The following is a 26051-nucleotide window of genomic DNA, read 5'->3' as shown; positions in this document are numbered from 1 at the left end:
GTTTTTATTAATTATAGACTTAACGTTAACTGCCTATCTTTATATCTTAATAACGGATACCGTTGAGGCGACGAAAAAAAACCTATCAAAATGTGTTTATTAAGTTCCGGATGCTCTCTGATTACATTGTTCAACACCGAACCATCGACGATAAATTTTTTATTTCCACAGGAGATTGGCTTTTCGTTTAGCCATCTCCCTTCCCCCAGTAATATCATCACTTTAAGCTCTTTAATTGCGCGTCTATATTCAGCTCGTCTGCTCATTAACGGCCTCCTTTGGCTACGGACAAATACCTTGATACAGGCGCTAAATATCCGCCCGCTTGGTCTTTACCTGCCCCCGCAGAACTTTCAATAATCGCAGCCATTTTATCTGCCAATACGTTATCACCAACCTCTTCTCTGAGATTTTCTCTTAGTTCTCCAGAGCGCGATGAATCGCCGCCCATCAACGATGCAGCAAACAATTCTGCTCCTGCCTGACTATTCAAACCATAATCATATCTTGCAGTATCCATTGCTATCTGCCTGAATTCGTCACCATATTGCTGAACAAACTCAGCCGCCTTTCCAGCTCCAGCCTCGCTTGCACTTGCTAATGCAGAAGCAAAAAACATCCCTCTTTCTCTAACAGACATTCCCTGTGCTGCCTCTGAAAGATCTGACTTACCGGTTAACCATTCTTTACCGGCTTCAAATCCACTGATCCCCACACCAATGATGTCCCTACCCAGATTTGCAGCACCTACAGCCAGGAAGCCTCCAAGACCATACTCTTGCTTGACGTAATCGTCCCCTTTCTTTGTGTCCTCAATAAACTGATCTCGTTGTTCCGGAGTCATCTGGGCTAACTTAGACATCGATTGCCCAAAACTCTCTGCGAACCCTTCTTTGGCGGCTCCTGCGCCACCCACAACTTGCTGTACAAAACGACCTGCGCCCTCAGCACCTGCAAACAAAGCACTGGATGTTGACGGGGCCAAATCGGATGCCATGATCTGTGCTCTTAACGCAGGCAAGCGGTCATTAAGATATTCATTTCTGCTTGTCCCATAACTCTGCTCAAGTTGTTGGATACCCTTTTCATGAGCGTCACGAACAGAATTTTCAGATCCAATACTGCCTGATTCAGCTAAAAGCTTTTGTTCATTGCTCATTCTTTCCGGTGCCGAAAGTGCGCTCGAATTTTCAACCGGCGAGACATAGCGCGGAGCATCCTTTACCAACATTGCACTTTGACCTGGTTGATTAAAGTCAATACCACTGTTGCCACCAGTGGCCTTTGCTATTGCACTGGCTGCAATTGCTTGTTCAGATGGAGAGTTGGAATTGAGCATAGCAAACAACTGCCCTCCAACTATTGCCCTCTGGGAATCAATACCTAAATCTTGGTAATGCTGGGCTTTTCTTTGCGCAAAATCTCTTGTCTCTGGCGATGACTGTCTAACACCATCTGACAATGACTTACCGGCTGACCAGTTGTTCAGAACTTTGTCAGCTAACGCGCTAATATTATTGTTGCTAGTAGTCCCGATAGTTTGCTGAGCCTGAGATAACTCTTGGTAGGTTTGTTGCGAAGACAAAAGATCAGAACTGGATTGCATGAGCTGCTTTCTCTGCTCTTCACCTAAGCTCTGGGTAAAACGTTGACCTTTATCAGTAGACACTTGCCGTGCCAAATCACTCGTTAATGCTGAACTGTCATCTTTTGTAAAACCGAGTCCGCGAGATAAAGAGTCAATATCAGAACTAAGTTGCTGTCTACTATCCTGACTCTGCGATTGCGCAGATACATCTAAACTACCGTTCATAGATACCGGATTAGCGGCATTTACAGCGGCACCAACCGGTCCTGTAAAAGCAGCAGCAAGTTTTCCGGCATCCACTCCAGCGCTAGCACGCATAGCAATAGCTCCTGCCACAGCATCCGTGTGAGAAGCATTTATCCCACGATCAGTAACGTAGTTCTGCGCCGCGGACAAAATACTTTTAGCCTGAGTTGAATCAGACGCTCTCAACGTTTGTCCTAATGATTGTAGTTGTGAATAAGTCTGTTCTGAACCATGTCCAGAAAACACACTATTACTTAATTGGCTAGCGAAGCCTTTCTGAGCCTGTGCAGTAGCAGCAGAACTACTGCTAAGGGCATTACTTACGGTACTTCCTAAGTTAATACTATCAACTAATGACTCACCTCCAGAGGTCATTGTTCCAGCAATTCTGGATTGATTAAATTGTGGTTGTTGACTCAAAACAGAACCACGGTCCACTAAGTCTGGAGACATTAGTTTTTCATTGACTGTATCACTCGCCCCCACTCGTTGCGCGATACTATTGAAGGCATATACCGAGCCAGTTACTAACATCAACGATAAGACTGGCGTTGCTGCGGCCATCATTCCACCTATCCCTATCCAACGCTCAATTTCGGCCCCAGCATATGCAACACCTTCAAATGAGGATAAGTTCCCTGTGGTATATTTTGCGAGCGCCTGCTGCCCCATTATGTAAATGAATAGATTGATTACCGACATAATTGGCAACCAAAGTTGTACCCATATAAGCATTTGAAGATACTTACCAACCAATAGCAAACCTTTAGAACCAAGCACCATCACAAATGCGGCTATGGGCGTAATCGCATAGGCAAACCCCTCTACCAAGGTCATAAGAGGTTGAATCGATTTTACAAACAAAGACTGTTCGGCTGCATATTGCGTATTTCGCTGAGACTCAGCTTGAGTGAGCATGATTTGTGCGTACGGATCATTCATATCACTGTAGTACTGAGCAAAGCCACGCTGTACGATAGGTTGCAGAAAATTGGCTTTTATAAAATCACCTGCGGCCACATTCGTAACCTGCAGGCGATACAAAGCGTCAGATGTAGCATTCAAAGCATCAGTGGTAGACAGCAAATAGCCAAGAGCTTGTTGCGAAAGGCCAGAATTGAACGCAGTTTCAAAGGATTGGCTCAACTGAATCCAGCCATCTGTACAACTGGGATCTGTCGGGCCAGATGGAGACAGGAACAATCGGGTCCCATATATTTGTGAATCAAATCTGAGAGCTGTACGCCAATTCTCTGTGTTGATTTGATCCTCATTTGACTCACCTAATGAAAATTTAATTGCTGTGCATTCCGATATGTAGTTAGTCAGGCTTTTCTTCATATCAACAGCACCGCCTCCTAGGGAATCATTCCAGGCAGTCCATAGTGCTGACTCCATTTCGTGATTTCTGAGCTTTGATAATAACTCTAAAGAATCCATGAACTTTGATTCAGTCACACTCGCGACAGGGCTATATGCAACCTCAAAGAGTTTTGTGAGACCAAATCCAACGCTTGAGATTATAGAACCAGCGGCGGCTGGACCAACAGGTACGTTATCCACTACTCGCACTTGTCCGTTGTACGCGTCCTCAATAGTTACCGTAACGCCGGCTCCAAAGGAAATTGCATACACGAGCCAACAAGCAAAAACTTGATGTAAATCCCAGGATTTAGCTCCCTGGAATAACGACTGAAATGAGATGATAAGAGCGCCAATTAAAAGGCCAATACTTACCATGCGTTCAAAATCACCGGTGCCTGTAGCCATCGCCACAGCAATCATTATTTGCTCTAGAAATGCGGCATCACCGACGGAATAAATACTAAAATCCATTAGTTACTCCTTTTTCCCTGATGCTTGTGCCGCAAGTAAAAGCCGCTGCTTCTTTGTGACATCAAGTAAGCTGTTGTAATACCCCATCAGATCACTTAGCTTCCCGTGTCTCACAATTAATTGGTCATACTCTTGTCTGACAACAGCCCGAGAAGCATCAAGTACATCAACAGCTTTTTGTTGATAGGCATTATCACTGTTAGCTAACGCAATAGTTGTTGCCCGGTATATCTCCTCAATAAACCTGTAGGTTATATCTAGCGCTATGATGGTCTGTGCTTGCTGAGCAAACTGCTCTGCTGTATCACTGGAAACAGCAGCAAGATTTCGGAAAAGTGAGCCAAAGCTACTGGGGAGATTTGATACAAAAGCTATCTCGGCAGAACTTAAAGCCCCAACATTGTTTGCATATTTATAAATCAATCCAGGTGAAGAATCAGAACCAAGAAGTAAATCTGACATTTGATTGCCAATCCCCCTGAGCTGAACACTCTTCAGCTCAGAACCAGCAGAAATACAGTTAACCGTATCACTGTCACATGAATAAACTTTAACAGAGCCACCTGAAATGAGATCTCCAAGGGTAATTCGATTCCCTGGTAAGGTGACGATGGGATTAGTACTGTTGTTTTCTCCAGCAAGATTTGGATCATTAATTAAATCACCAATGACAACGGCACCAGTTATAGACATCATGGCTTCAAGCAGGCTGTTATCCCCGTACTGGAACCATGAACTTACACTATTCTTTTTGAGTTGCTTCCAGACAATATTACCTATCATCTCTTGGTAGGCCTGTGGCGAGTTGTCTTTCAGCGTCTTGATTGCCGTTTGTCCATCCGTTTCCTGCGTTGCAGAAAACATGTCTTCAAATAAACCTTTGGTCGATGCTTTTGTACGAGTATCGTTCTTTAGTTTCGTGTCAAAAGCACTTAGTGAATCGTTAACAATACCCTGAGCTAACTGACAAGAATTGCCTAAATGCTGGTTCAAAGCCTGAACTTTCTTCTGAAAGTTTTCTATCCATTTTGCACCATCAGGAAAAACATTATCCAGAGCTAGTTGAAAAGCATAGCCCTTTGCATTTGCTGCCACAGCTCGCATCAGTTGAACAATCTGATCTGCATTCACAAACGATAAAGAACCACCGAATAGATCAACGCCACCACACCCAGCTTTCCAGGATGGAGGGACAAAGCTAACTAGGTTTTCATCAAAAATACGCGCTTTGGTGGTCACACGCCCACCCGCAATAACTCCACGGCGTTGTGTCTCATGAATACCCGGTCTGGTTGTATTACTCATTTCGTTGAATAGTCTATCCATCTCGGACTGAAGCCCTTCAGCCGAGGCATGAGTGGCGACGACAGAGAAGATGATTAAACAAGAGGCAGATAGTGTTCTAATGTAAGGGGGAGAGACTCTCATACTGTTGCTCCAATAGGTTTCGTGTCACCCGAAAGCCTACCGAGCAAATGAGTACAAACCGAACTCCCAAACTGTCCAATTTGGGCAGTCCAAATAAAACTTTCACATGTGAAAGTTAATCATTGAATAATGTCGGTAACTTTGTCACGTCCGTACAAACTTATGATTTTTAAAAAGTTTTACTTAACCCTTGTTGCATTTTCACAAACCAATGGCACTCTATTTCTAAAAGAGGAGCTTTAAATGAAAATGAATATGTCAACTTCCGTAAGTTCAGCTACAGCCTTGTTCGCCGCCATTATGCTCGCAGGCTGTGCTACAACCCCAAAATCCTATAATCCAGAGATGTCCAGAGCGCTAAACTTGGCAAGAGCTGGGGGTATTTATGACCAAGATCTGAAAGACTCAGAAGATGGGCGGAACTCATACAAACAGTCTCTATTGATGAAAGCGCTAAATGTCACAAGCCTGGCCTCATCGCTTGATGCTCCATTAAGAGGATTGAACGGTCAGCAAACTCTCATGTTTAACACTGCAAGCATTCTTACATCACCGGATAACCCATCCGCTAGGCCAAGTTTGATGGCATGGATGCCTGCATCAATGGCTAAATCCTCAGAAGATGCTTATAGCAACTACATAAACCTAATTGATAATGCCGTTGCGGTAGCCGCGAAATCTATGAACCTGGATTTGACTAAAATAGTGGAAAGTACAGCGCCTAAGATTGATGGAAATCCCTTAATTATGTGGGCAGTAACGGCTCCACAATTTGGCTGTGATGGCTCAAACTGCGTAATTGCATACAACGTTACAATGCCTAATCCTTGGAAAACACCAGCCTTTGTGGGCAGTGGTAATATTGATAGCTTTAATCTGGCCGCTAATAACACGACCAAATATTCTCGATTGATTTTCTCCCAGGTCAGCGACGTGAAATCATTTCCAATGGACGATTTTTACAAAAGTACGAGCCGAGCGCTGCCGGAGTGGGCAGTTATGTATTTCCCGCCCAATAGTGTGTTCCAGGATGGCAAAGCTTTACCATATCCAGTTATCTATGAAAAAGGTCAGCAATTGCTATTTAGGAAGGCACAATGAGTCTGTGGCATGAAGAACTGGAACTGGCTTTGCTAAATCTGGAGGATTCAAAAGCCGGTTGTGATGTGATGACTTACGTGATCAGCCACATTCTAGCCAAATCAGACATTCCACATCAGTGCAGAGTAGGGTTTGTTGAAACAGTGCATAGCAAGACTCAAATCAATCCGCATTGCTGGATAGAGCTAAAGAATGGATGGGGTATAGATCTGACTTTACGCCGGTGGTTGGGTGACGAGGACCGATGGCCGCATGGAGTATTTAGGCTTTCAGACTATCCACAGGTTCAATTCTGGGGAACGCCCCTGTTTGCCCCGAAGCTAGACGATGAGGAAATTAACGCTATGTCCGATCATCTAATTAAGAGAGTAAAAATACCAGTCATAATTAATGATCAGAGCGGTTTTGACGATGTTTGTTGTACAGATACAAACTCCCGAACGTCACAATGGTAAAAAAAGCGAGCAAACTGAGCATTGCAATAGTAAAGGCATCCACGGAGCTGAACCTCTCTTTTAAAACGTTATATACTCAAAGTCTAACCAAACTAGCGAGATTTACCAGTGTCAAGAACACTAGAGCAACTCCTGGAGCAGGAGAAACCCGAAGTTGTGGCCGAGGCCAAACGCAAGGCATCAGAGATGCTCCGCCTCTTGGATGAGCAAGCAACGGCCAAGCTGGATAATGAAACCGATTCAGTAGATTCCTATCCCTAGAAGTAGCAAAGGACCAGACAAGCTGGCCCTTTGATTATTCCGGTCGAACTAAAGAAACTATTACAACATGCGCTGCATCGTAATCTCTAGCACCCGTTTAACTTATGGCCTCAGGGGCACAAAGCCGTTTAATTATCTACACCTTTAAAAATAAAGGTGCCCTCATGTTCAAGCTGCTTCAGCTCAGTAGAAAATGCCTCCTCAAGGTTCAGTTCTGCCTGAGCGGTACGTTTCTTACCGTTAAAATAAGCCCAGAATGAGTTGATAAAAAACTCCTTCTGCAATTTAGAAATCAGAGACTTAACGCCGTCCTGATAAATAATTGTCGGCTTTTGGGTCATCCTGTCGTTCCACTCAACATCAACTTTGATTAGCACTTCATCTATCAAGGATTTAACTTCATCAATCGCGCTCCATGCGTCCTTTTCATCAGCAGCACGATGCGCTGCGATAGGAAGAAGAAGGCCTTGAATGGTCTCTTCAGTTGACCAAGCTCCATCTGATAAAAAGTACTCTCTATTTTCAAAGTTAAGGTGTAAGTGATATGTCATGTTTAAATACTCCTTTGAAAGGTTTTTCAATATTACCAATCTAAGTGGCTCTGCAAAGACGCTGGATCTGCCCATTTTGGACAATCCCAGCGTTCTGGTAGAGTTTTTACCGAGGCGCATATCCCGATTCAGCAAGACTCTTCTGCAATGCAGATAAAGCCTCTCTCATCAGATACGCATCGTCGTCATCCACCGCATTGATCCGAACTTCGTTCCAGCCGATGCGCTTGACAAGTTGAGCCAAAGCCCAGGCATGGCGATCAGATAACTCAGTGGTGATTGTGGTTGTCTCTTCCATTTTTCCTCCATAAATAGCAGGAGGGGAAGCCCCCAGGGCTTCCCCTGAGGGTTTTGCGATTAATGGACCAAGAACGGTTCATCGCTATCACTTTCAGCAATCGTCAAATCGATAGTGAACGTAATTTCGACGCGGTCCACGGTCAGGTTGAACTCACGAGCATGTTCAACCAGATTGTTTCGAAACACGGTTTCCGCCTCGTCATGAGATAAGGCCTCCACCGTTTCAGCCACCAACTCGCCTTCTTGCCCGGTGTAATTGACCTCGCGGTAATACACGCGGCCACATACGTCGAATTGATGGATTTCTTTTTGAGTTTGTCCCAGCATTTTCATTCTCCAAGAGTTTAAACGCCGGGACTTAGCCCAACCGGGCAAAGTACCCGGCAGGGTGATTTAAGATAAAAAGGGCTATCGTTCTGAAAGGTCATTCACACCTTGGCCGACAAGAACTTCTTGTTGGAAGCAATTGCAGCTCGCTCAGCAACCAGTTCCCCTTCAAGCGGCGCGCATTCAATAGCATCGAAAACGCCGGATTGATTGCTACCGGAGGTAGCTCTCAACCATTCTCCGTTCAATGAACTGCTGACAGTAGCCAGCGGACTGACGACCCCTACGGGCCGCGTTTTTCTCAAGGACCGATATACCGCCATCGACGCCGCGTTTAATAGCTTGGCAACGATGGAAGCTCCGAAAGCAATGACGCCAACGGTAACAATCATGATCAAAACGAAAGTGGAAAAGTACATAAACACCTCCAATTAATTTGGAATTGAAGGGGCTACACCGCGTAACCGGTGAACCCCGGTTACGGGATAGGAAAGGAATTATTGGACGGTATTGAACCAATCTGCGATTGGTTCAAATTTGTCACCCCATTCCATGATTTTCACGAAGTCTTCTGAGTTATCAGCTCTCGCCAATCCGCAGTAAGTTTTCGTATGACGACCATCAAGACACCGCAATACGGTGATATGAAGTGGTTCGCCAGATTCAGTTCTAGCGGCTGTTACCCCACGCCGTTGATGAACATGCGCATCATTTAGTGGCAGAATCAGACCGTTAACTTCGATTTTTGACATACAACACCTCAAATTTCTTTGAGGGTTCTCCCTTAACCGGAGAACCCTCGGTTAAGGGAAGGATTTAAGTTTGCTGTTTGTTTTTGGCGACCAGCTATCGCGCTCACTCAGCCTGAGGCTGAAGTTGTGAACACTGTAACAGCCAAGGCGTCGGGGGATACTCGCTGGAACTGCCCTTTTTGGGCGCATAGGTCAATAATTGAGATGAAGGAACTTTGTTGAAGGGAGAAGTTGATGCGGCATCTGGCGAATATAGGGCTTCTGATTCTGCTTATCCTAGGTCTGGCTGTCGCTGCCTATAAGCTTGGTATGGCACTCGTGTTGTTGGTGATCTTGGGTATCTTTCGCCTGGCTCGGCTTCGGAAGAACGCCTTAGCGGGCAGTAATGAGAGCAGTTCTCGATTTCACAGTTGCATTTTTTGATGCCATGGTAAACTGGCGGTAAAGAGCAAGGGGGTTGGTATGAAACATGTGGCCAATGTTCTTCTGCTGGGAGTGGTACTTCTCGGGATAGCTATGATGACTGATACGCCTTGGGGGCTTGGTGTTGCGTTAGCTCCCTTTGTCGTTTGGGGCGGAAGATTCCTGTTACTGGTTCATCGGAGTATCTGGGCATCAATAGTGTTCTGGGCGGGTGTGGCCTATTTCAGTTGGCAAGCCGCTCTTGTTGTCCTGCTTAGTTTTCTCGCGGTGCAAATGGTTAAAGTTGTACGCCAAGAGGGTGTACGAGGACGGAAACATCGTCGGAAAAAAGATGATCTCCACCTTTATCTCGACTCTCGTTCGACAGGTGGTTTAGGTATTGGACCGATGGGGGATGGAGGATTCCAGGACTCCTATGACTATGACCAGAGGCGTCACATCGGCACGAGTGACGATTAACCCGGCGCTCAACCATCCTTTGGCCGGGGAGGATCGCCAGCGCGACCAAGCAATTCCCACAGGAGTCGGAACGCATAGAAGTGATCACGCAATGTCGTCGCACTCAGCCTCTGGTGCCTGGCGTAGTATCTGTGGATATGGGCTCTTCCGACCTGGGATGGGGATTTAACGCCTTTCTCATTGGCCGCAATGTCCTCCAGGATCGCTATCAGGCGTTTCACCATCGCCCGCCTTGCGGTCTTTCCGCCGTGGCGGACATATACATGTGATCTTTCTCTAACCCATTTTTCCATTGGTTCCTCCTGATGTTGCTTACCCCAAATAGGAGTTTGTTACGTCGATGCGCCCGTGGCCCAGCTCTCGCGCAACCTCCGACCGGATCTCCTGGTCCAGCATCCTGGCGTGGGCCACGGATACTCCAAGTTCCTTGGCAAGGTATTCATGGTGGGCGCGGCCATGCTTTATTCCGGCTTTTACCGGGCATTCCGCGCCCAGCAGGTCCCGGTATCGAGTTTGAGCGTAGTGGTGCCGTTCGCCGTGGAAGTTCACCGGATGGCGGCCAATCTCCCGATAGGCTTCTTGCCGGAACTCGCGATAATTCTGCTCGGTAGGGATCATGCTGCGACCATCCTGCATGGCGGCGGCCCGCTGGAGCGCACTAACTTGGGCATCGTTGGTGATGGGAACGGTGCGCGCCCGCCCCCCCTTGGTGCCATCCTTTATGCTCACGGAGCCGATTTTCTCGGCCTCTCTTAGTGCCCTGGCAGCATCCAGCTTGGCCGATTCCTCGAACCGCAGACCAAAATTACGCTGTAGTTCCAGCAAAGCCCCAAGGCGCTCGGAGGCTGCCCCCATAGCGGCATTATGGGCCGCTTCCGAAACACTCCGGTCACCAGTGGCGATACCTGAGCGCTTTGGAAGTCCACCCTCGGAGACGGGGTCTACACGTACCTGTCGGTCGCCTCTCGCAATCTCCATCACCCGATTCACTGCGCTCAGGTAGTTCTGCGCCGTGGATGGCGCGATTTCTCCCCGCTCATAGCGATCATTAAGGTGCGCCGCATAAGCGACCAAATGAGCCTTTTCTATATCCCGCATGTCCTTAATGCCCTGTTCGGACTTAATCCAAGCGCTAAAAACGCTCCATCGGTCGTGGATCGTGGCTATGGACTGGAAACTCTTCATACCTTCCTTCAGTGCATTCAGGCCTGCCTTGCCCATATCGCGACTTCGGAGACCAAAATTCCGGGAGCCCGGATTAGTCCGCTCTGAGCGCATCGTGTGCTCCTTATGATCTTGTTAATCAACGTGTTGCTGGCCCGTCCGTACTCGGTGGTAAGTGAAACGCAGTTTTTTATTAGCTCTGCATGCTAAGGCCAACGCTGGGGATCTCGCCCAGGCACAGGGCAGATAAACCGATGCCCACGGTCATTTCATACGAGCGGTACTGCTATGGAGCGAACTACTCATTCCACTGGCTGGTCTGTTCCGACGGAACAAACTGCCAGCAGATCCGGCTGGTACTGTCGTGTCATTCTCTGGAAAGGAAGCGCGAAGCGCGCCAACCGCCGAAGGCGGTATTGTTCGCGCACATTCGTGCGCGGGGCGAAAGCCTTGAGCCGTTGAGGCACAAGGCTTCCGTCGGGGGCTATACCCCCGTCTCTGTTTACGCCTACGGCGACAGAGACGGGGTGGAGCATCGAGCAAGTTGGGTATTCCAACACTCGTCCTGATGTTGAGGGTGGTCCTCTTTGGTTTGGCTGCTCGGAATCGAGTACCAAGGACACGACATTGCTTTGAGCAAAATCGCGGTATGGAAGCCTGTTAACTTGTGCAATACACAAGCACAGGCCGCAGCATAACGCTGCAAGCATAATGATGATAAACATCTGATTTTCCTCCGGGAAGATTGTTATAGACGGAGGAATGCCCATAGGGGGCAGTCCCCCTGAGGGTTAAGAAATGAAGGCAATCGCCTTAGTTTTGCAGAATGCTGTTTGAAGGCCAGCTACCAAAAACACTTTATATATTAATCAAACAGATAGAGGCGTCAAGTACATCATAAAGTTGCTTTTGGGTTGCTTTTCAGTGCTTGTCTTTAGGGTGAGGTTTGTTCGTTGGGCTCGAATTTAACTCAACGGTCGCTTTTAGGTGGCTTTTCGGTAATGCTTAGAGCGATGACCAAATATTTAGCATCAATAGATTGCTTTTCGATGGGGTTTTAGTAGGTATATCAGATGTCAGTAAACTTTGAATTAGATGAATTGGAAAGTAGAGCAAAAATAATTGTTGAAGATTTCAGCGGTATTTTTTCTCCATACGACGCCTTTTATATACATTCGATAATTTATTCAGCTAGCCGATGTTTGGAAGCTTTTGAACACTACGAATTTGCAAAGGAAAAACAGGCTGATTCAGATTACTCAATTAGTTTGGTGCAAGAGGCAATAGGGCATGCGGCGGCTTTATCTCGATACTTCTGGCCGGTTTGGTATCCGGGCAAGCTAAACAAAACCCATCCCTATCAAGCAGCTCTGAGAAAAAAACGAGGCGAAAAGTTAATATCTGCTTTTGGTATGGAAGAAGACTCACCTATTCATAACAGGGATCTGCGGAACGCCTGGGAACATTTTGATGAAAACTTAGACGACTACCTTCTGAAAAATGATGCTGGACATTTTTTTCCTGACTCAGCAATTGGCAATCATACTCTTGCTGACGAACCGGCCTATCACTTGTTTAAACTTCTGGACCCAGAAGCAGAATGCCTTGTCCTAATGGGGAAAAAGTACTTTTTTGGTCCAATAAAATCTGAGGTCGCAAGAATTTATGATAGGGCCAATTACCTACAGCAAAATGGATATAACTTGAGACCGTTATAGACCCCTGAGCTATAGAGCAATCATAAAGCTGGCTTACCAAACCAGCTTTATGATTATTATGTCCTATAAAAGCTCTGACAAGATTATAGAACTGCCATCTCTTAGCTCAATTAAATTATCTGGTTCAGAACAAAACCACGCATAAGTTCCCCACGCGAGTTCTGACATTGCTTTTTTGAATGGAGCGGCTGAACGATCTTGAAATGCAGTTACAAAAGCAAGATTCTGGGCAGAGAAGCCAGCTTCAATAGCTATTTCAGTTAGCTTCTGTTTACGCATAGAGTTAATTGGACCATCTGAAGCAACAATTTCAATAAAAACAAATAACATGTCACTACCGTCAGTCTTGGTCCCAAGATCAACTAAAATAACGTCAGGTAACGTTTTTGAAGGGTCAATTTTGAGCTTTAACCTACTCGCAAGATCAATACCAACCTTTTCCCCTGACTGAGACAACCATAATACGGCTGGCGTCTTTAAAAACTTCCGAGCGAATTGTTCGATCACCGCCTTACCTATTACGCCTGACGGACCAGACTCAAGCATTACTAACCCAGAATTAGGTAATGTCGCGGTTATCTGATCTGATGCTGCGGCAGTGGCATGCGCACCAAGTAATCGAATTCGACTTAAAGCGGCAGCATTAAGGTGAGAGTTCTGCCAGCTACGAATTAAAGCCTCTAAATCATCCCCAATTAAATCTACATTGAACAGAGCTGCAAATGCTTTTGACATTGCGTATTTAGGAAGAGGAGTTGTCACAGGCAAACCAGTGCGTTCAATAACGGCACCAAGGGCTATAAACCCATATCGAATAGTTTCGTCTCTGACAGGTTCTCGGGAATTTGGAGCATACCAGGTCGTAACAGGTCTATCTTTCTTACTAGATAGCGCCTGTTTAACCCAAGACTGACGCTCCTCGTCCGTCAAGAGAGCAGCCTGAACATCAGACATGTCGGTTACTTGGCTTGGCCTAATCCAACGATCAGCACCCTCGACAGCTCCTGCGTAGAACATAACATAGAGAGTTCTTGCAGCCATTTCTCGGATGACATAATTACGATTTTCTGTCCCTTCAGGGAATATTAGAGGTAAGCGTTCAGCAATCACCTCCAGACTTGGTACATGTGGCCAGCTCAAGTTTGCTCTCTCCATACAATCCTGCTATACACTTCTCGATGGAGAGTCTATCAGAACCTGCTGCAATGATCTTCTCCAGCTTTTTCATGTCGTCCAAGCTCGGTAAAGGCACAGCCATAAGCTCATAAGCAGAAACAGCTACACTACCGCTTATGCAACGGTATATACGGTCAAAGACCTGAGAATTAAGTAATCCGTTAATAGTTTCTACGCTCAACTCCCGTATAAGTGTATCTGCGTAAACGATATTTAAATGATTTTCTACAACGACACCACCATATCGATCAATAAAGTCTTGTGGTATGACAGCACCGAGAACTCTTCGATTTTGTTCTTTAGATGTGGTTCGCTGTACCAAAACACATGAATCAGTAGTTACAAGATGTCGCTGGTTTTTTTCAATTTGAATATAAGGGACATGGTTTCTCTTCACCGAAGAGAATTTAAAGCCATTTGAAGTTACCGATTCAGCCCAAACAAGAGGTAGTGCCCCTTTTGTTTTTTCAGTACGTAACTGGCTTTTATGTCTATTCCAAACAAGTTTCCCAGTCGAAACAACGTAGCCCAGATCAGGGAGACGGGTCTTCATCTTCTTGAGTCGATTTAACAATGCAGCGTCTTCAGCTACTCTAGGGATTAGCCACGGACCATCGCCTTTAATAATTGATACCTTTCCAATAGGCTCTACTCTTGCTTCGTTAAGCCCCTCGGGTACTAACAATGAAACCTTTGCCGGTGTTTTTCTTGCTGACTTTTTGAATGTTGCAAGAAGAGTTTCTTGTAAAACATCGTCAAAAACACCCTCTCTATTTGATATAAAATCAAAAGCTCGTGGCGCAGATTCATCAATTAACAGCTCACGTAATGCCTTGAAATATTGCCCCCCCAAAAATGATGTAGGTGTTAAGTAAGCTATTACCCCTTCAGGCTTGGCGAGTCTTAAAGCGAGGTCGGTGAAAAGACCATATAAATTGGCATGACCAAACAGTGAGCGGCTAAACTTCTCTCTAACTTCTGTATCAAGAGAAACTTTACCGTATGGAGGATTGCCTATTACCAGATCAAAATCTACAGGTGACTGGTACGTTAGAGCATCACAAATACTGATAACGCTTTTTGCAAGACGCCTTCTGGCAATAATGCAATGTTCTATTAATACACACTCTAATAAGACATGCGTCATCCAGGCAGCAAATGGATCTATCTCAACCCCTTTGAGCCTCTTGCCTATCTGCGCAAGCTTCCATTCACTTGAAGCATGTTTGGAACGTTGGAGCATTCGCATAGCGACTGGCGCAAGGAAAGCACCTCCGCCGCATGCAGGATCAATTACCGACGCGGTACTGAAATCAACGCCTGCTTCTTCAGCCAAATCAAGAAGCCTAGATACCAAAGGTGGCGGAGTGTAATAAGCTCCTAAATCAGATCGATAAGCAGTAGGCAACATGGCTGTGTATATTGATCCGATAAGATAGCCCGCATCAATATCAGGGAATTGTGCGATCACTTTACCGGTGTTTTTGGCAACATCCTCTGCATCGAGAGTAATTTCGGCCAATTCTGAATCAGTTGGGATTGAAAAAATTTTAAGCTTGCTATTGTGCCTAGCGTTAATTTCGTCCCAATAAGATTTTATTAAAGCTGCGCAATAAGACCTGGCGATTTTAAGTCGATACTGGTCATCTATGACAGAGTTAGCATAACCACGAGCCATACCTTTGCAGGCCTCATAACGAACAAGAGGCTCCGCTGACTCACTTAAAAGATCCTGAAAGTGGAAAGCGTTCATATACTTGCCCCCTCACGGTCAGGTTTTATGACCCCGACACTGTTATAAATTGTTGTTCTAGATACACCAAATCGTTTAGCCACATCGGAAACGGGTATGCTTGGATCTTTTAGTAATACCTTAATCTCTCGAATATCCTTTGGTGCGAGCTTCGGCTTTCTGCCACCTTTACGTCCCCGAGCCCTAGCAGCATCAAGTCCAGCTCTAGTCCGCTCACTAATTAAATTACGCTCAAACTCAGCTAAAGCTGCAAATACATGAAAAATCAACTTTCCAGAAGCACTATTGGTTTCAATCTGCTCTTGTAAGCTCAGGAATCCAACTCCCCGTTCATCAATCAAATTAGTCACGACTTTAACCAAATCACCCAGGCTGCGACCGAGTCTATCGAGCCTCCAAACAACTAACGTATCACCTGGCCTAAGAGCCTTTAGACAGTTATCTAGTTCTGGCCGGGCAGTACTTTTACCGCTGGCTTTGTCCTCATAAATGATTTCACAACCGGCAGCAACCAACGCATCCCGCTGGAGATGCAGGTTCTGGTCATCAGTTGATACTCTGGCATAGCCGATTCTTTGATTCATGTACGTTTTATTTACATAGTTTTTTATACGAGTATTTTAACAGATTATTGATTAAAAAACCAATCCATAGGTAAGTTTTCTAACTGTTCAATAAACGGTGGTTTTCTGGACAAAAAAAAGTCCGCATCCAATTTGGGTTGCGGACTTTTTGCACTTAATTATTGATAGATTAGATGGGTATCGTTGAGGTGAAAATCAAAAGCTGCGTATTCTGATTTATCTGAACACCTATTCTGGTGATTGTGAACACCAATCTTTTCCCGCGTTGGGCTCAGCTCCTTTTTAGCTCAGGTGTTCATTTTCAGTCAATTCACTTCTGTCTTTTCGCATCGATTCTCCCTTTAATTTCAATCGGTGGGCGTTGTGCATCAGTCGGTCCAGGATGGCATCGGCTAGCGTGTTATCTCCAATCGCCTGATACCATTCTTCTGTTGGCAACTGACTGACCATGATGGTCGATGCGTGTTGGTGCCGGTCGTCCATGATTTCCATCAGATCGTTACGCTGCGCTGCTTTAAGTGGCTCCAGCCCCCAGTCGTCCAGGATGAGAACGTCATATTTGGCAATGTGTTTCAGTGCTTTGCTGTAGCTGCCGTCTGCTTTCTGTTGATTTAGCTCCAGCAGTAAACGCGATAACCGGTAGTACTTTGCACTGTGGCCTTTTAGGATGGCACTGTGAGCTAAGGCGCACGCCAAATAGGTTTTACCGCTGCCACAGGGGCCTGTGATCAGGATGTTTTGTTGTTTGTTCACCCAGCCACTGCTGAGCAAACCACTCATTACCGATTGGCTGAGTCCTCGCGGGTGCTCGTAGTTGATGTCACGGGCATTGGCCTGCACTTTGAGTGTAGCGCTGGTCAGTAACCGTTGCTGTTTGCGGTTATCCCGGCTTTGGTGCTCGTAGTCTATCAGCAATTGCAGCCGCTCTTCGAACGACAGCGCCTGATAGGTGCCGGGCTGTTCCAGTTGCTGCAGCAAGGCCTGCGCCATACCTGTCAGTTTCAGTTGTCGTAATAAAGTGATGTTGTGCTGGTTCATAACGGTCTCTCTTAATGGAAGCTTTGAGGGCCACGGATGTTTTCATGGTGCTGGGGTAATGCAGGCAATTTCTCATCTTCGGTGACGACGGTATCCAGATTGCTGCACAGGATGGCTTTGATATTTTTCAGGCGATTGAGTTGATGGGTGTTAGCAATCGCACAGGCCTGATTTAACCGCTCTGGTGGATATTGACGAGTCAGATTGAGTAATCCAAGACAAACCCGGTAGCCTTGTTGTTCATGCGTTTTACTGTCCAGTACCCGAACCACCCAGTCGAGGGTATCCTGGCCAATGTCTTTGGCCCAGTTCATCAACCGGCCACGGGACCACTGGTGGTGTTTTTCATGCCGGGTGGGCATATGCTCTGCCTGGGTACTCATGCCACGCCGGTTTACCCGCGGATGACTGGCAACCCGTTTATTCTGGAAGTACAGCGTGATAAGGCGGTCAGTGGCGTGCAGTTCTAACTTTTCGCCCACCAGATGATGGGGGGCGGAGTACAGATGTTCACCATACTGCACGTGGTAATCGATATTCAGCTTGACCTGTTTAATCTCAGTGTACTGATAGGCTTCACGCGGTAAGTTGCCAAGTGCCGGTTTATCCAGCTGTTCAAACCATTCCCGGCGGTTACCGCTAAATTGTTTAAAGGGTCGCTCATTCACCTCCTGCAGCAGTGCGTTGATGCAGTGATTCAGTTCTGCCAGCGAGAAGAAGGTGTGATGGCGCAACCGGGCTAAAATCCAGCGTTCAATTACCTGTACGCCCACTTCCGCTTTGGCTTTATCCTGAGGTTTGTAGGGTCTGGCGGGCATAATGGCGCAGCCGTAATGATGAGCCAGTTGCTGGTAGGCCGGATTGAGGTCCGGGTCATAGCGGCATGCTTTACTGACGCCACTTTTGAGGTTATCCGGCACAATTAATCGGGGCACACCGCCGAAGAAGCTGAAGGCTCTGGCGTGACTGCCCAGCCAATCGGGTAAAGTTTGACTTAACGTGGCTTCCGCATAGGTGTAATTGGAGGCACCAAGGACAGCGACAAACACCTGGGCAAACCGGATTTCACCTGTACTGCCACAGACGACAGGCACGGTCTGTCCCGCGTAATCGACAAACAGGGTTTCTCCTGCCACATGATGCTGACGCATCGAACGGCGCTGTTTTTTCTGCCATTGCTGGTACAAATGGCAATACTGCGGATAGCTGTAACTGCGGTTGGGGTACTGCTGGGTATATTCCTCCCACAGCAGATGTTTAGTGACACCCGCTTTACGCAGCTCTTTGTGCACAGCGCACCAATCGGGTAATTCTAACCGTGTGGAGACTTGAGTATCGGCCTGAGGATAAAACCGCCGGGCCAGTTCACTGTCGTCCAGTGTGCATATCAAGGGCCAGGTGATGCCGTTTTGCTCGGCCGCCGTGGCCACTTTTTGGATAGCGCCGATACTGACGCGCAGGCTATCGCGGATTTGTCGGATGGACAGGCCTGCATAGAGGCGAAGTCTTAGGATTTCACGAAGTTTACGCATTGAAGTTCTCTGTCTTGGCATAACCATATCCATCTGAAAATGGACAGGTTATCAGTGACAACAATCAACGCGGGAAAAGCATTCTGGAGTAAATGAACACTGATTCTGGAAATAGACCCAAAGTGTTCACTTTGCGCCAGAATGGGTGTTCACACAAAACCAGAACAGGTGTTCATTTTAAATCAGAATCGGTGTTCACTTTGGGGCAGAATACGCACAAAAGCATTAAGAGTATGGGTAAAACCCACCATGTTCAGCGATATCCTGAATAATCAAACTGGATATCTCGCTGCCACTAGATGCTAACTCTCGAAGGTACGGTATAGCCTCAACACCTTTATCGACGGCCAAAATGAACGCTGCTGATTCTCTTAGTTCCATACTGTCGCAGCCATTCCTGATTATTCTGATTAGATACTGTGATGCACTACCTACACAGTTAATTACAGCTTCGACCGATTGCCCGATAGCTCCCCTCTGTATTCCGTTGTCATCGATCATGGACAGTAACTTACGTATGTCACCTTCATCAAACGAATTAAACAAGTCAGCGGCATAACATCTAATCTCTGACTTTATATCTTCGCCACTGTATGAAATATCGCCATGCCAAGGGATATGGGCTAGAAGATAAATGAGTAATCTAGGAATTTTGGCAATACTTCTTATTTTGAAAGCTCTAACCAACTCATCCCAGGTTTGGTATGTATTAGGAAATCGCCTAAATAACGTTGTTAAACCAAGCCAAGCCTCGTCATCATTACTGCTTCTAACAAGTCTTAAACTGTCTTCCAGAGAAATATTTGGCCCTCTCCCAGTAACCAAGGGCTTAAAGTAAGAAATGAACTTCTCTTCATCAAAGTGATTGGCACGACTCAAATCGAAACTAATGGAGCTAGCGTGAACGTTACTCTTCAGAAATTTCTTAATATCTGTCCAATAAGCCGTGTCGAGAGATGGTATGTAAACAACAGCAAAAAGGGGGACCTTATAATTTGTCCAGTAATCCCTATGAGTTCCTATCCTAAATGAACAGGAGTTTTTAGAACTATCATAGTAAGAGTCACCAGACTTGATCTGCAAAGCAAAAAGGTGGTTTTCTGGCTGACCATTTGAGTTTATCAACTCGCAAATCGCATCTATCCCAAGATCATTTTCCTGCTCAATCTTTTGAAACAAGCAGCCAACTCCCTCGATAACTCCTCTTACGTAGTTAATACCTTTCTTAGAAGTTACTAACGATTTTGCATAGGTTGGCATATTGGTTCCTCAATACCTTGAACACTGACGCAGAACGCATTTTTTAATATAATATGTTCTGGCAGTACAAAGTAACCGTACTTAGGTGAATAACCGAAATTACCCCAAATGCACGCCAATTTAATTATAAATAATTGATAATTAATGTTTTTTCACTTTCTGTATCGGGAAGTAAAATAGTAAAACGCATCAAACCAAATCAAAACAACATTATGATTTTAAAATAATTTTGTTTTATTGGGTGGGAAGTGATTTGAAGGGTTTTGTCGATTCTTGCTCCGTATGTGCTCCGAAGATAAATTCTGGAGCACATGCGGCGCACAAGATGAGAAAAACCTATGAAAATCAATATACAAAAGCGAGAACCAGATAAGAATGACCTGCGCCCCGTCAGGCTTGTGTACTATTCGGCTCAAAGACCTCGGAAGACGGTTCAAGAGCTCAAAAGCGCTCTTACGAACCGCTGAATCTATTCCTCTACAACAAGCCAAAAAACGCAGTTGAGCGCGATCACAATAACACCACGCAGCAGAAAGGACACAGCGCACTTACCTCAAAGACCCTTACCAAGGCAGAATGCCGTTACGATGTGCTACGAAGAGCATTTCTGTTTTCCTGCACTATGGATGGGACTACGGGTCTACGCTGGTCAGACATACATAAACTGATATGGAGTGAAATTGAACTGTTTGCTCAAGGGCACTACCGAATCATCTTTTCCCAGATAAAGCTCAAAAACTCGGGCAATGGCCTGCAATATCTCGACTTACCGGATTCTGCTGTGCGACTGCTCAACTTGGAGAACAGAGGGAAACCGACAGAACGGGTTTTTAAGGGCTTACGTTACGACAACTACAGCAACGTCGCGCTAGTGCAGTGGGCTATACGTGCCGGGGTCACCAAACATGTGACTTTTCATACTGGCCGCCACACCTTTGCTGTAAACCAACTTGCCCGTGGTCTGAACATCTATCCCCTTTCCAGATTGCTTGGCCACAGCGAACTCAGAACGACAGAAATCTACGCAAGTATTCTGTAAACCTGCCGCACAGAGGCCATGCGGACCTTTCCGGATATCTTTGATGAACAATTAGACTAAGATCTTTTTCACAGCTAAAAGAATAGGTGTTGAAGAAGAATAATAAAGATCGACACAAAGTGACTACTGTAACGATGTCGATTCATATTCCAGTAATTAGCTCAGTTCTCTTAGAAGTCGGGAGTGCTATCTTTGCACGATACTTGTGAATTGCTTATTTCGTCCTGAGCAGCTTTCCTGTATTGGGCCGGGGCAACAGACATCACGCGTTTGAATGCGTTGCTGAATGCACTGTCAGAAGTATAACCAGCCGAGGCTGCGGCCTCGGAAATTGAGGCACCCGCCCGAAGCTCACGTCTTGCAAGATACATCCTCCATTGTGTCAGATAAGTAAGCGGAGGAACGCCAATCATCTTGCGAAATCGAACTGCGAGAGATGTTCTCGACATCCCAGCCTTTTTTGCCAGTTCTTCAAGCCCCCAGTTCCTTGAGGGCTCACTATGAATGCTACTAAGCACAATGACTAACCGTTGATCACCGAAGCCTTTAAGCCAGCCTTCGTCGCTATCCGGTGCGTGTGCCAAATAGGCCCGTATGGTCTGAGTGAATAACAGCTGTGCCAATCCTGATATAGCAGTCAATCGACCTGGTCGTGCGCTTTTCATTTCAATCACAAGTTGCCCAAGCAACCATGCAATAGGTTTTGCTTCATCACTCACACCCCGCACATGTATAAGCGGCGGCAGGCCATTGGAGAGTAGTATCTGTCGTTCTGCATCAATCTGGATCATACCGCCAAGCATGGTAAAGTCGCTTCCCTCTCCAAGCCGATATTGGTCATTGCCGTCTTGGACAACAGATGTACTGGTTGCCTCAGGAACAAGTTCTGCGGTACTGGCCAGTGTCAATGTCCGTGTTCCATTCGTGATCAATACATCACCTGCATCTACTCGGGCTGGCTCGGACATCCCATCAATGGAATACCAGCAACTCCCTTCGGTTACAGCACAAAACTTAATTGCATCCAGATTCGTGAAACGACGCGCCCATGTGCCGCCAGCTATTAACTGCCCGGAAAGCTGACAGTGAGCCTGAAGGAAGTCCAGAAGATCTGAAAGAGGGTCTGACTGAACGTTTGAACTATCACGCATAAAAAATGAACTTATGAATATTCTTAGTGCATATTCACAAGTCTATCATGCAATAACTCACTCGTCTCGGAGAGACAGCATGCCTCTTAATCACTTCGTAACACTCGGTCGTTCTGGTTTGCGCGTCAGCCCGTATTGCCTGGGCACTATGACTTTTGGTGAAGATTTCGGTTGGGGTGCAAGCCCAGAAGAATCGTTTGCCATGCTTGATGAATATCGTAATCGGGGTGGTAACTTTATCGATACCGCCAACATTTATACCGCTGGTCACGCCGAACAAATCATCGGTGATTATCTCACTCGAAACAGAGTCAGACGTGATGGCATCGTGCTCAGTACCAAGTTCTATTGCAATCTTTTCCCCGGTGATCCAAATGGCGGTGGTGCTGGGCGTAAAGCACTCATTCAACAATGTGAAGCTTCGTTAAGCAGGCTTCAGAGTGATTACATTGATATCTACTGGCTACATAACTGGGATCGCACAGCACCAATTGAAGAAACATTACGAGGTCTTGATGATCTGGTTACCGCAGGCAAGATCCGTTACGTCGGTTTCTCGGACATTCCAGCTTGGAAAACTGCCGAGGCACAGACGATTGCAAAATTCCGGGGCTGGGCACCAATCATTGCCCTGCAACTCGAATATTCATTGTTGGAGCGGACGAGTGAAGGTGAATTGTTCCCGCTGGCGCAAGAGATGGGAATGGGGATTATGCCTTGGTCGCCACTTAAGAGTGGTTTCTTAAGTGGTAAGTTCAGACGAGGTGGTACAAAGCAGGTTGATACTAAGCGAACCAATATGGTCGGGGTTCCGGCAGAAGCCGACTATGACATCATTGAAACGGTAGTGGATGTTGCATCGGAGATAGGCGTCAGTCCAGCATCTGTCGCGTTGGCCTGGGTACGTTTGCAGACTGGTGTGACCTCGACACTTATTGGTGCAAGGCGACTTGATCAGCTCAAAGCTAATCTTGATTCTCTTGATGTAACGCTATCCTCCGAGCAGATCAGCAGGTTAACTGGAGTTTCCAAACCGAGGCTGAATTTCCCTGCTGAAAATAATGAAACTTTGGCGCCAATGCTTGCTTTTCCTGGTACGACAGTTGATGGACGAACTGTACTAACGCCAGACCGGCTCTCTGAATGATGGGGGACATATGAGAGAGCATCATATTGCTGTAAATGGTGTATTGCTGCACGTTGTTGAATGTGGTGAGGGACCCGCGGTGCTGTTCTGTCATGGATTTCCTGACACATGGCGTAGCTGGCGTCAGCAAATGAACGCTGTCGCCCATGCAGGCTATAGGGCTATCGCATTAGACATGAGAGGGTATGGTGAGAGTGGTGGCCCAGACGAAGCGTCAGCATATACAGCATTGAATATCGTAGGTGATCTTGTCGCCATTCTTAATGACATGAATTGCGAGACAGCGATATTGGTTGGCCATGATTTTGGGGCTGTGGCAGCTTGGACAGCCGCACTTATCCGACCTGATCGATTTCGAGCAGTTTTTGGCTTGAGTGTGCCGCCATTTGATTTTGATGGTGGGAATTTTCTATCTGACTTACGGGAAAAAGGACAGCACGATTTCTACATGTTTCGACAAATGAGTCCTGCCGCAGACAATGAATGGGTTGATGCCAAAAATACGATCCCGGCGGCTTTCTATTGGACGTCAGCAGAGGCTCCAAAAGAAGAACGCTGGCATCCTATGGATATCAACCGAGGACTGCTTAGACCCGCGCCGATAAAGCGACCAAGATTTGTTGAACCTACCGATTTCGCCTTGATGATCGACCAATTTGAACAGAATGGATTTCATCGTCCGCTGAACTACTACCGTGCATTGGAATCCTCTCTCGACATGATGTCGGCCTTTGCTGGATGCAGAATTCAGGTCCCCTCTTTTTTTATGATTGGCGCAGCAGATGGACTGAATAAGCTGCACCCTGTAACGACAGAAATACTACAGCACGTCCTTACTGATTTACGCGAATTTATTGTGTTGCCAGACGTAGGGCACTGGCCTCAGCTTGAGGCACCCGAGCAAACAAACAGCGCATTAATCGGCTTTTTGGATGCAATTCACTGATGAACTCATTTTTAAATCAGCTTTTATGAGGAATAGGAGGGATAACAATGAATACACCTCAGGAACCCATTGGTTCAGGTTATAGTCGGGCTTCCACAACTGTTGACATCATCAAGGGTGTTAACTTGGTTGGAAAGGTCGCTATTGTCACCGGAGGCTACTCAGGCCTCGGGCTTGAAACAGCTCGTACACTCGCCTCCGCTGGTGCCAGAGTTATCGTGCCTGCTCGTAATGTCGAGCGTGCGCGTAAAGCCATCAACGACGTTGGTGGCGGCATGGAAGTCCAGCCAATGGATCTTACTAATCCTGACTCTATCGATAATTTTGCACGAGACTTTGTAGAGACAGGTCTGCCGCTTCATCTACTCATAAACAATGCAGGGATAATGGCACTGCCTGAACTGACGCGAGACACACAAGGTAATGAGCTTCAGTTTTCTACTAACCATCTCGGCCATTTCCGGTTAACCCTTCGGCTCTGGCCAGCATTAAAGCGAGCAGGTGGTGCCCGAGTGGTATCAGTTTCATCGGCTGGACACCGATTCTCGCCTGTCGTTTTTGACGACATTAATTTTGTTCACCGTGACTACGATGCTTTCAAAGCCTATGGTCAGTCGAAGACGGCCAACATACTCTTTGCGGTAGGTCTTGACTGGCGAGGTAAGGATTATGACATCCGTGCCTTTGCACTTCATCCGGGGGGAATTGCGGGAACAAATCTCGGTACTCATGTTGGGGTTGAAATGCTGAAGAAGACCGGGTTTATCGATGCGAACGGCAGACCTGTTGTTGATCTGGCCCGTGATCTGAAGTCTATATCACAGGGAGCAGCGACTCATGTCTGGTGTGCAGTCAGTCCGCAACTCAAAGGTCAGGGAGGGGTATTCTGTGCTGACGCTGATATCACATCTGTATTGCCTGACAGTGACTCTCCCAATCTGGCTACTGAAGATCGAACCAATCGAGGCACAGGCGTCCAAGCCTATGCGATTGATCCAAATGCCGCTGATAAGCTTTGGCGTAAAAGCGAAGAACTCACTGGTGTATCTATCCCGTGCTAGCCAAGTTGTGATGGCATAGTGCTTGTCACTTGCCATCATCGTTTATCAAAGGAGATCGTCATATGAAAACCCGTCGTCTTGGTACTTCATCGCTTGCTGTCTCGGAACTTGATACAGGAGAGATTGACCATCCTGAACCAACATGGTTAGGTGCACCATCCACGATAGCAATGCAGCACTGACGGCTCTCAACTGGAAAGTCTTGTGGGCCTGACTGGCGGCAAACAAAGCGAGAATAGTTCTTCAGGTGATTAGCGACGATGTTATAGCTTTCGGACTCACCATCTTTAATGTAGAGCGGGGTCTTCCAGAGATAAGGGGGCGTAATGTTGTAAGCAATCACACATTGACCAATACCGCATCCATGCTCAACACTTTCAGCAGACCAAAGAATCATGGGATGACCATCAATTTCTGGTGCATCAAATGAAGTTGGACTGGCGAGTTCAAGTGATGGAATCGACATGCCTTTGCTATAGGTGCGGACACTATCTTCGGAATCTCTCAGAACCATATCATAGATGCTACCGGCTCGCGCCAAATTCAAAGCCCGAGATTCATATTGAGCCTAATGACGGGGTCCTGTTGCACAACCAGACAAGGACACATAAAGCGATGATAATGCCCTGTAATATCAGTATGTTCCCGGATTCGACGACGAACATTATCAACTTGAAGGATAGAGCTAGCACTATATAGATTATTTAACATAGTTACTCAATGTAGCCTTTACTACCTTGAATCAGACGCAGAGA

At 46.4% G+C, this 26051-nt stretch carries 25 protein-coding genes and 1 pseudogene; 9 read left to right on the top strand and 17 right to left on the bottom strand.

Going from position 1 to position 26051, the window contains the following annotated elements:
• Nucleotides 1–11: 11 nt before the first annotated feature.
• Genes J3L11_RS09170 through J3L11_RS09160 form a run of 3 tightly spaced genes read right to left on the bottom strand, consistent with a single transcriptional unit; the run spans nucleotide 12 to nucleotide 5098 of the window.
• Entirely contained in the window at nucleotides 12–266 is a 255-nt protein-coding gene (locus tag J3L11_RS09170; protein ID WP_000091004.1) for a hypothetical protein, read from the bottom strand.
• Entirely contained in the window at nucleotides 266–3670 is a 3405-nt protein-coding gene (locus J3L11_RS09165) for a conjugal transfer protein TraG N-terminal domain-containing protein (RefSeq protein ID WP_001747912.1), read from the bottom strand. The genes J3L11_RS09170 and J3L11_RS09165 overlap by 1 nt, the downstream gene beginning before the upstream one ends.
• A gap of 3 nt (nucleotides 3671–3673) precedes the next feature.
• Entirely contained in the window at nucleotides 3674–5098 is a 1425-nt protein-coding gene (locus tag J3L11_RS09160; protein WP_010836074.1) for a conjugal transfer protein TraH, read from the bottom strand.
• Nucleotides 5099–5341: 243 nt separating this feature from the next.
• Between J3L11_RS09160 and J3L11_RS09155 the strand changes: the two genes are divergently transcribed.
• The 3 genes from J3L11_RS09155 to J3L11_RS09145 all read left to right on the top strand — a co-directional run bounded on the left by J3L11_RS09155 (nucleotide 5342) and on the right by J3L11_RS09145 (nucleotide 6915).
• Nucleotides 5342–6199, top strand: a complete 858-nt coding sequence (locus J3L11_RS09155; protein ID WP_054104059.1) for a hypothetical protein — start codon at nucleotides 5342–5344, stop codon at nucleotides 6197–6199.
• Nucleotides 6196–6654 carry a hypothetical protein gene (locus J3L11_RS09150; protein ID WP_233348931.1) on the top strand — a complete coding sequence of 153 codons (459 nt, stop codon included), beginning with the start codon at nucleotides 6196–6198 and terminating at the stop codon, nucleotides 6652–6654. Before J3L11_RS09155 ends, J3L11_RS09150 begins: the two co-directional genes overlap by 4 nt.
• A 108-nt stretch (nucleotides 6655–6762) precedes the next feature.
• Nucleotides 6763–6915 carry a hypothetical protein gene (locus J3L11_RS09145; protein ID WP_207570808.1) on the top strand — a complete coding sequence of 51 codons (153 nt, stop codon included), beginning with the start codon at nucleotides 6763–6765 and terminating at the stop codon, nucleotides 6913–6915.
• A 128-nt stretch (nucleotides 6916–7043) separates the two neighbouring features.
• Here J3L11_RS09145 and J3L11_RS09140 read toward each other — a convergent pair whose 3' ends face one another.
• The 5 genes from J3L11_RS09140 to J3L11_RS09120 all read right to left on the bottom strand — a co-directional run bounded on the left by J3L11_RS09140 (nucleotide 7044) and on the right by J3L11_RS09120 (nucleotide 8845).
• Nucleotides 7044–7466, bottom strand: a complete 423-nt coding sequence (locus J3L11_RS09140) for a hypothetical protein (protein WP_069140151.1) — start codon at nucleotides 7464–7466, stop codon at nucleotides 7044–7046.
• A 106-nt stretch (nucleotides 7467–7572) separates the two neighbouring features.
• Nucleotides 7573–7764, bottom strand: coding sequence for a hypothetical protein (locus J3L11_RS09135; protein WP_069140150.1), 192 nt, complete (start codon nucleotides 7762–7764; stop codon nucleotides 7573–7575).
• Nucleotides 7765–7823: 59 nt separating this feature from the next.
• The gene (locus J3L11_RS09130) at nucleotides 7824–8093 is read right to left on the bottom strand and encodes a hypothetical protein (protein ID WP_069140165.1); all 270 of its coding nucleotides are present in this window, start codon (nucleotides 8091–8093) and stop codon (nucleotides 7824–7826) included.
• Between the two features lie 101 nt (nucleotides 8094–8194).
• A complete protein-coding gene (locus J3L11_RS09125) occupies nucleotides 8195–8512 on the bottom strand; it encodes a hypothetical protein (protein WP_069140149.1) in 318 nt (105 codons plus the stop codon).
• A gap of 78 nt (nucleotides 8513–8590) precedes the next feature.
• Nucleotides 8591–8845 (bottom strand): hypothetical protein, encoded by a 255-nt coding sequence (locus J3L11_RS09120; protein ID WP_074448774.1) that lies wholly within the window; start codon nucleotides 8843–8845, stop codon nucleotides 8591–8593.
• A gap of 462 nt (nucleotides 8846–9307) precedes the next feature.
• Here J3L11_RS09120 and J3L11_RS09115 point away from each other — a divergent pair, with 462 nt between their 5' ends.
• Nucleotides 9308–9727 (top strand): permease, encoded by a 420-nt coding sequence (locus tag J3L11_RS09115; protein WP_080248198.1) that lies wholly within the window; start codon nucleotides 9308–9310, stop codon nucleotides 9725–9727.
• Between the two features lie 312 nt (nucleotides 9728–10039).
• On the opposite strand, the gene J3L11_RS09110 is transcribed toward J3L11_RS09115, so the two are convergent.
• Nucleotides 10040–10948, bottom strand: coding sequence for an integrase domain-containing protein (locus tag J3L11_RS09110; protein WP_233348930.1), 909 nt, complete (start codon nucleotides 10946–10948; stop codon nucleotides 10040–10042).
• A gap of 1016 nt (nucleotides 10949–11964) precedes the next feature.
• On the opposite strand from J3L11_RS09110, the gene J3L11_RS09105 reads away from it, so the two are divergent.
• Nucleotides 11965–12609 (top strand): hypothetical protein, encoded by a 645-nt coding sequence (locus J3L11_RS09105; protein WP_001747918.1) that lies wholly within the window; start codon nucleotides 11965–11967, stop codon nucleotides 12607–12609.
• A gap of 63 nt (nucleotides 12610–12672) precedes the next feature.
• On the opposite strand, the gene J3L11_RS09100 is transcribed toward J3L11_RS09105, so the two are convergent.
• The 6 genes from J3L11_RS09100 to J3L11_RS09075 all read right to left on the bottom strand — a co-directional run bounded on the left by J3L11_RS09100 (nucleotide 12673) and on the right by J3L11_RS09075 (nucleotide 19952).
• The gene (locus J3L11_RS09100; protein WP_002015199.1) at nucleotides 12673–13749 is read right to left on the bottom strand and encodes a BsuBI/PstI family type II restriction endonuclease; all 1077 of its coding nucleotides are present in this window, start codon (nucleotides 13747–13749) and stop codon (nucleotides 12673–12675) included.
• Nucleotides 13709–15538 (bottom strand): Eco57I restriction-modification methylase domain-containing protein, encoded by a 1830-nt coding sequence (locus tag J3L11_RS09095; protein WP_001747920.1) that lies wholly within the window; start codon nucleotides 15536–15538, stop codon nucleotides 13709–13711. Before J3L11_RS09095 ends, J3L11_RS09100 begins: the two co-directional genes overlap by 41 nt.
• The gene (locus J3L11_RS09090) at nucleotides 15535–16122 is read right to left on the bottom strand and encodes a recombinase family protein (protein WP_001747921.1); all 588 of its coding nucleotides are present in this window, start codon (nucleotides 16120–16122) and stop codon (nucleotides 15535–15537) included. The genes J3L11_RS09095 and J3L11_RS09090 overlap by 4 nt, the downstream gene beginning before the upstream one ends.
• Nucleotides 16123–16404: 282 nt before the next feature.
• Nucleotides 16405–17160: an IS21-like element helper ATPase IstB gene (gene istB / locus J3L11_RS09085; protein ID WP_207570807.1), complete on the bottom strand. Its 756-nt coding sequence runs from the start codon at nucleotides 17158–17160 to the stop codon at nucleotides 16405–16407.
• Nucleotides 17161–17171: 11 nt separating this feature from the next.
• Nucleotides 17172–18713: an IS21 family transposase gene (istA, locus tag J3L11_RS09080; protein WP_207570806.1), complete on the bottom strand. Its 1542-nt coding sequence runs from the start codon at nucleotides 18711–18713 to the stop codon at nucleotides 17172–17174.
• A gap of 204 nt (nucleotides 18714–18917) precedes the next feature.
• Nucleotides 18918–19952, bottom strand: a complete 1035-nt coding sequence (locus J3L11_RS09075; protein ID WP_001143643.1) for a DUF4365 domain-containing protein — start codon at nucleotides 19950–19952, stop codon at nucleotides 18918–18920.
• A gap of 338 nt (nucleotides 19953–20290) precedes the next feature.
• Here J3L11_RS09075 and J3L11_RS19655 point away from each other — a divergent pair.
• A pseudogene (locus tag J3L11_RS19655) lies at nucleotides 20291–20991 on the top strand (site-specific integrase).
• 170 nt (nucleotides 20992–21161) lie between these two features.
• Here the strand turns inward: J3L11_RS19655 and J3L11_RS09065 are convergent.
• Nucleotides 21162–22142, bottom strand: a complete 981-nt coding sequence (locus J3L11_RS09065) for an AraC family transcriptional regulator (RefSeq protein ID WP_207570805.1) — start codon at nucleotides 22140–22142, stop codon at nucleotides 21162–21164.
• A gap of 79 nt (nucleotides 22143–22221) precedes the next feature.
• Here J3L11_RS09065 and J3L11_RS09060 point away from each other — a divergent pair, with 79 nt between their 5' ends.
• The 3 genes from J3L11_RS09060 to J3L11_RS09050 are packed head-to-tail and all read left to right on the top strand — an operon-like array spanning nucleotide 22222 to nucleotide 25296.
• Complete coding sequence (locus J3L11_RS09060; RefSeq protein ID WP_133038369.1) at nucleotides 22222–23289, top strand: aldo/keto reductase; 1068 nt, start codon at nucleotides 22222–22224, stop codon at nucleotides 23287–23289.
• A 10-nt stretch (nucleotides 23290–23299) separates the two neighbouring features.
• Nucleotides 23300–24235 carry an alpha/beta hydrolase gene (locus tag J3L11_RS09055; RefSeq protein ID WP_207570804.1) on the top strand — a complete coding sequence of 312 codons (936 nt, stop codon included), beginning with the start codon at nucleotides 23300–23302 and terminating at the stop codon, nucleotides 24233–24235.
• A gap of 47 nt (nucleotides 24236–24282) precedes the next feature.
• Nucleotides 24283–25296, top strand: a complete 1014-nt coding sequence (locus J3L11_RS09050) for an SDR family NAD(P)-dependent oxidoreductase (RefSeq protein ID WP_207570803.1) — start codon at nucleotides 24283–24285, stop codon at nucleotides 25294–25296.
• A gap of 58 nt (nucleotides 25297–25354) precedes the next feature.
• Here J3L11_RS09050 and J3L11_RS09045 read toward each other — a convergent pair whose 3' ends face one another.
• Complete coding sequence (locus J3L11_RS09045; RefSeq protein WP_242695169.1) at nucleotides 25355–25810, bottom strand: hypothetical protein; 456 nt, start codon at nucleotides 25808–25810, stop codon at nucleotides 25355–25357.
• Nucleotides 25811–26051 lie beyond the last annotated feature (241 nt).

It is taken from the genome of Shewanella sp. 4t3-1-2LB (assembly GCF_017368415.1).
Lineage (GTDB): Bacteria > Pseudomonadota > Gammaproteobacteria > Enterobacterales > Shewanellaceae > Shewanella > Shewanella fodinae.
The sequence above is the reverse complement of the archived record's forward strand: the minus strand, read 5'-3'. Positions and strand labels throughout refer to the sequence as shown.